This is a genomic window from Chloroflexus sp., assembly GCF_034435895.1.
In the GTDB taxonomy this organism is placed as follows: domain Bacteria; phylum Chloroflexota; class Chloroflexia; order Chloroflexales; family Chloroflexaceae; genus Chloroflexus.
This window is the reverse complement of sequence record NZ_DAOTWH010000168.1, coordinates 1-6,175: the sequence shown is the minus strand read 5'-3', so window position 1 is coordinate 6,175 and position 6,175 is coordinate 1. Positions and strand designations below refer to the sequence as shown.

General features: G+C 61.2%; 5 protein-coding genes. 2 read left to right on the top strand and 3 right to left on the bottom strand.

The genetic code is table 11. From position 1 onward, the window contains the following. On the top strand, window positions 1-749 hold a 749-nt coding region (locus U9R81_RS10190), incomplete at its 5' end, for a dihydrolipoamide acetyltransferase family protein (RefSeq protein ID WP_322495356.1). Window positions 750-941: 192 nt separating this feature from the next. Further along, window positions 942-1,817: a sulfurtransferase gene (locus U9R81_RS10185; RefSeq protein WP_322495355.1), complete on the top strand. Its 876-nt coding sequence runs from the start codon at window positions 942-944 to the stop codon at window positions 1,815-1,817. Between the two features lie 603 nt (window positions 1,818-2,420). On the opposite strand, the gene U9R81_RS10180 is transcribed toward U9R81_RS10185, so the two are convergent. The 3 genes from U9R81_RS10180 to U9R81_RS10170 form a co-directional block, all read right to left on the bottom strand. After that, window positions 2,421-4,007, bottom strand: a complete 1,587-nt coding sequence (locus U9R81_RS10180; RefSeq protein WP_322495354.1) for an NADH-quinone oxidoreductase subunit N — start codon at window positions 4,005-4,007, stop codon at window positions 2,421-2,423. Between the two features lie 222 nt (window positions 4,008-4,229). Then, window positions 4,230-5,741 (bottom strand): NADH-quinone oxidoreductase subunit M, encoded by a 1,512-nt coding sequence (locus U9R81_RS10175; RefSeq protein WP_322495353.1) that lies wholly within the window; start codon window positions 5,739-5,741, stop codon window positions 4,230-4,232. A 69-nt stretch (window positions 5,742-5,810) separates the two neighbouring features. Beyond that, window positions 5,811-6,175 (bottom strand): proton-conducting transporter membrane subunit (locus tag U9R81_RS10170; protein WP_322495352.1); only part of this gene is annotated, 365 nt, incomplete at its 5' end.

The window sequence follows — 6,175 nt, the reverse complement described above, 5'->3', positions numbered from 1 at the left end:
CGGCCCCCGCACCTGTGCCCGCGCCAACCCGCGCGCCGGCGCCTGCCCCCGCTCCCACGCTGGCTGGCGCTGAGCCGCTCAGCCGTATGCGCAAGGCGATCGCGCGCGCGATGAACGAGAGCAAGCCCGGCGTGCCCCATATCTACCTCACGATCGAGGTTGATGCCGATGCGCTGATGGAGCTGCGCGAGCAGATTGCCGCCGGCGGCGCCCGCGTCTCGGTCAATGATCTGGTGGTAAAGGCGGCAGCCAAAGCGCTCGCCAAGGTGCCCGCCGTCAACACCAGCTTTAGCCAGACTGCCGACGGCCAGCCGGGGATCGTGCGCCATAGCCAGATTAATATCGGCGTGGCCGTCGCGCTCGATGATGGATTAGTGGCGCCGGTCGTACGCGATGCCGACAAGAAGAGCATTAGCGTGATCAGCGCCGAAATCCGCGATATGGCTCTGCGCGCCCGCGAGGGTAAGATCAAGCAGAACGAACTGGAAGGCGCGACCTTCCAAGTCACCAATCTCGGCATGTTCGGCATTGTCGAGTTCGGCTCGATCATTTCGGTGCCGCAGGCCGCTTCGCTGGCCGTCGGCGCGGTGCGTAAAGTGCCGGTGGTGCGTGATGATCAGATCGTGATCGGGCAGGTGATGAATCTGACTCTCAGCGCCGATCACCGCATCGTCGATGGCGCCGTGGCGGCGCAGTATCTGCAAGAGCTGCGCAAGCTGCTGGAAGCGCCGATGACGATCATTGTCTGATCTTGAAAACGCAATGAGGTAAAACGCAAAGGCGCTAAGGACGCGGAGTTCGCAAAGGTTTTTGGATGAACGTCTCTGCTATCGATTCCCTATTCAAAACCCTCTGCGCTCTTTGCGCACTCTGCGTCTTTGCGTTACGATCCCTCTGCGCCTTGGCCTGCTTTGCCCCTTCATCTCCACAGGAGTATTGCTATGACCCTCGAACTGCCACCCGGCCCGTTGGTTGAAACCGATTGGCTGGCCGCTCATCTTGGCCATCCTAACCTGCGCATTGTCGATATGCGTGGTACCGTCTTGCCGCCGACCGCTCCCAAACCCCACTACTTCGCCCGCCACGAAGACTACGCCGCCGGGCACATCCCCGGCGCAGTCTATATTGATTGGACGCGCGACATTGTCGATCTCGACGATCCGGTGCTGGTGCAGGTCGCGCCACCCGCCAAAATCGCTCGCGAGCTTGGCCAACGCGGGATTGGCGATGATACGGTAGTTGTAGCCTATGATGATTGGTATTCGATGTTCGCTGGCCGCCTGATGTGGGTGCTGCGCTATTACGGCTTCGAGCAGGTGCGGATTTTAAATGGCGGCTTGGTCAAGTGGCTGGCCGAAGGCCGTCCGCTCACCACCGAAGTGCCCAACTATCCGCCAGCGACCTTCACACCGCGCCCGCAACCGCATCTGCGCAAGACCGCCGATCAGGTGTTGCAGGCGCTAGGCAGCGACCTGCTCTTGATCGATGCTCGCAACGAACAAGAGTATCGCGGCTTCGAGACACGCGCTGCCCGCGGCGGCCACATCCCCGGCGCGCGCAACGTCTTCTACCAGAGTCTGGTCAGCGGGCCGCACCAGACCTACCTCTCACCCGATCAGCTCCGCGAACGCTTCCTCGCCGCCGGGATTGATCCTGATGCCGCCGCCGATCGGGAAGTGGTCGCCTACTGCAACGGCGGCGTCTCAGCCACCCCGACCGCTATTGCTTTCGAGATTGTCAGCGGTCGCCGCGTCGCGATCTACGATGGCTCGTGGAATGAATGGGGCAACGATCCCGCAAAACCACTGGAGCGGTAATCATGCCTGCTGGAGTGCGGCAGTGACACTGCCGCATCCTCCATCACCAGCACGCCTCTACCCCTCCCCCAGCGGGGCAAGCTATGTACCGCCGATGTCGCCAAAGAAAGAAACAGCCAAAAAAACCGCAAAAGCCACGAAAGAATGATAGTAAAACGCTGGTGGCTGTTAGCGGCTCTTCCCCATCCCCCCCTCTGCGTCCTCTGCGCCTTGGCGCGCTTGGCGGCTTTGCGTTGACTCCCTCACCCCCCGGCCCCCGCTCCCTCCTCACGGTGGGAGCGGGGGAGCCGCGTCGTTTGCGGGCAAGGCATCGTAGCGTGCGACCGCAGCGCCCCTCTCCCGTGTTACGGGAGAGGGGTAGGGGGTGAGGGTCTGTTTACCGCAGAGTTCACCGAGGGCGCAGAGAGGAAGGATGTCATTGCGAGGGCGCGTAGCGCCCGAAGCAATCCCCTCCGTCAGCGGATGATATGCCTGCGTACATCGCTCCCGCTGAAGGGGGAGATTGCTTCGCCGCCTCCGGCGGCTCGCAATAACAACAGAACGGCGCTTCCCTCAACACCCCCCTTGCGTCCTCTGCACCTTGGCGCGCTTGGCGGCTCGCTGTTACGCCCGTTCCAACACCCTCAAAATCACGTTCGGGAAGATGCCCAACGCCAGCACTCCCAGCGCCGCAATCGCCAACGCTGCCGCCACCCCGCGCGACATCGGCAGCGGCGTCGTGTCAACCACCGGTTCGATGAACATCACCTTCAGCAAGCGCAGGTAATAGTAGAGGCTGACAATCGTCATCACCACCGCGATAACGACGAGCCACGTCGCGCCGCTTTGCCAGCCGGCCATAAAGATGTAGAACTTGGCAAAGAAGCCGCCGAGCGGCGGGATGCCAGCCAGCGAGAGGATGCAGACAGTGAAGAGCAGCGCCAGCGGCAAGTTGCGCCTCGCTAGACCGCGCAGATGCTCGACATCGTCGCCTCCCACTTGCTGGCCGATCAGCGCCAGCGCACCGAACGCGCCGATATTCGTTAAGCTATAGATGATCAGGTAGTAGAGCAGCGCAACCAAGCCTTGCTCGCGATCGAATTGCTGCGCCGCCGCCCATGCTAGCAAGCCCAACACCACAAACCCAGCATGGGCAATGCTCGAATAGGCCAGCAGACGCTTGGCATTATTCTGCGGCAGCGCCGCCAGATTGCCGAACACCACCGTCAGCAAAGCCAGCACCGCCAGCACCCCCGTCCAACCGCCCGCTGCCTCACCCAACACCGGCGCACCAGCCATCGCTGGGAAGGTCTCGGTCAGTAGGCGGAAGAGCAGGATAAAACCCGCCGCCTTCGAGGCAGTCGAGATAAAGCCCGTGATTGGCGTCGGCGCGCCTTCGTACACGTCCGGCGACCAAGCGTGGAACGGCACGACCGCCAGTTTGTAGCCCATCCCGGCGACAATAAACAACATTGCCAACGTGATCAGTCCGCCGCTCGACGGGGTGAGTGCGCCGATGCGATCAAAGCGGGTAAGGTCGTTCAGGTTCGTCGCCCCCCCCACGCCATTCAGCGCCGCGCCGAAGGCCATACTCATCCCGTAGAGCAAGATCGCTGACGAGATCGCCCCAAACAAGAAGTATTTCAACCCCGCTTCCGCCGAGCGCGCCTGATTGTGGAAATAACCGGCCAGCAGGTAGAGCGGGATCGAGGTCAGCTCAAGTCCCAAATAAGCCAGCAACAGCTCGTTGGCCCCCACCATCAGGCACATGCCGAGGGTGGCGAAAACAATCAGTGCGTAGAATTCGCCGGGGTGGGCATTGGGCCGCACATCGAGACAGAGCAAGCTAGTAAGCAGGGCCGCGCCGATGAGCAGCAGCCGCGCAATCATGGTCAGATGATCGACCACGAATACGCCGGCCACCGGATCGCCCCCCGGTCCGCCGCTCTGTAAGTTGCGGATGATGTTGGTGAAGAAATTGACCGGCGCTGTCTCCGGCAACTGGTAGATGTAGCCGCTCTGCAAGAGCGCCACTGCCAGCACCATCCCCAACCCGATTGAGGTGAGCGACGCCGATGACTTGACCCGTTCAAGCTGCGCTTGCGGCGTGCGCCCCCATTTTTCGAGAATATCCGACCCTAGCACCAACAGCGCCAGCACCAGCAGCAAAATCTCTGGCAAGAGGCGCGGGATGTCGGTTAGTTGAAACATACGTCCCTCATTGTGATGCGCTCACACCCAACCGTGTTGATGCTGAACAATGCAATCCAACATGTGTTTTAGTGGGGCAGGAGACGGACAGACGTCCGTCGCTACAGATATGTTCCCGCTGTGACGGGGTGGAGACGGATGGCTGTCCGTCCCTCTGCGGAGCCGGACAGCCGGCCGGCTCTACTGCGCCTTTGCGTGTCACCCTCTGCGCCTTGGCGTTGATTACCGCAGCGCCACCGCCACTTCACTCAACCGCGCCGCCAGCGGACGCACCGCGGTATCGATCAACTCGGTCAGCCACGCCGGATACAACCCCAACCCAATTAGCACCACCGCCAGAATCAGCGCGCCAGTGTACTCTTGCCACGTCAGCTTGGGCAGGTGCAAAAATTCGGGATTCTTCACCTCATCGTAAAACACCGACCACACTGCACGCAGAATGTACGCGCCGGTGATCGGGATGCTCAAAGCGGCAATCACCGCCACCAACGGGTAGCGTTCCCAGACGCCGATGAAGATGTTGAATTCGGCCCAAAAGCCGGCCAATCCCGGCATCCCCATCGAGGAGAGACCGCCGAGAATGAACATTGCCGCTGCAAACGGCATCACCCGGCCCAACCCGCCCAATTCGGGCAATTGGCGGGTGTGGGTGCGATCGTAGATCATCCGCCCCACCACCGCAAAGAAGAGGGCCGTCATGATACCGTGGGCAAACATTTGCAACACCGCTCCCAACAACGCAATCTGCGTGCCGGCGGCCAGCGCCATCACTACCAAACCCATGTGGCTCACCGACGAATAACCGATGATGAACTTGGCGTCGCGTTGCACCATCGCGATGCTGGCGCCATAGACGACGTTAAAGATGGTGAGCACGGCAATAATCGGCAGCCAATCACGCGCCCCCACCGGCATCAACCACATCGCCGCCCGCAGACAGCCATACGCACCCAGCTTCATCAGCACCCCAGCGTGCAACATACTCACCGCCGTCGGCGCCGCCACGTGACCGGTCGGGCTCCACGTGTGGAAGGGGAACATACCGGCCAGCACGCCAAACCCAACGAACAACGCCGGGAAGAGCAGCCATTGCAGGTTGCCGGAGATGAAGCCTTGCTCGGCCAGCGCCAACATATTGAAGGTGCGTAACCCACTGCCAAAGTAGAGCCCGATCATGCCGATGATGACCAACGCGCTGCCGGCCATCAAAAACAGGGTCAGCTTCATTGCGCCGTATTCTTTGCGCGTGCTGCCCCAAATGCCGATCAGCAAATACATCGGCAAGACCGCCAGCTCGTAGAAGACGAAGAAGAGGAATAGATCGAGCGCGCTAAAGACGCCATACACGCCGGTGGTGAGCAGCAACAGCCAGACCCAATACTCTTTGGTGCGTTCTTCGATGTTCCAGCTCATCAGCGCGCCGGTAAAGATCACGATCCCATTGAGCAGCAGCATCGGCAAGTTGATCCCATCAACGCCGAGCAAGTAGCTGATGCCGAGCTGCGGAATCCAGTCGAGTTGTTCGATAAACTGGAAGCCGCCTTTCACCGGATCGTAGGCCAAATAGACCAACAGCGACAAGATGAGCGACAGCAGCGCGAATCCCGCTCCCACCCACCGCATCAGGTCGGGGTAGCGATCGGGAATGACGGCGATGATGATCGCCGGCGCCAGCATGCTTAGCCAGATCAGGCTCAGCCACGGCACATCGGCGGGAAGTGTTATCAACCCCATGCAATCACCTTTGCGCAATCCGGCGCTGGTTGGAGGAGTTTGCCACCAACCACAGCGCCGGTTTCAGACCTACCCCAACACCCGCGTAAAGATAGCGACCAATTGCCCGGCGGCAGCGTTGCCCAAGTTCATCAACGGCGCTGGATAGACGCCAATCAACAGTGACAAAAGCAAGATCGGCGCCATCGTCCAGAATTCCTGCGGACGCAGATCAGCGATCGCGCGCGGGTTGCCGGTGGCTGGGCCGAGGAAGATGCGCTGGAACATCAGCAGTAAGGCCAGCGCCGTCACCACCAACCCAATCACCGCCAGCGCGGTGAAGAAGGGCAGCGTCGCCCACGCGCCGCGGAAGATGAAGAACTCGCCGACGAAGCCGGCCAATCCCGGCAAGCCAAGGTTGGCAAAGAGGGCAATCCCCATCACGCCGGCAAAGG

Excerpts from the sequence above, each read along its gene's own strand:
- U9R81_RS10180 (WP_322495354.1), bottom strand. The coding sequence starts at position 4,007 with ATGTTTCAACTAACCGACATCCCGCGCCTCTTGCCAGAGATTTTGCTG.
- U9R81_RS10185 (WP_322495355.1), top strand. The coding sequence starts at position 942 with ATGACCCTCGAACTGCCACCCGGCCCGTTGGTTGAAACCGATTGGCTG.
- U9R81_RS10175 (WP_322495353.1), bottom strand. The coding sequence starts at position 5,741 with ATGGGGTTGATAACACTTCCCGCCGATGTGCCGTGGCTGAGCCTGATC.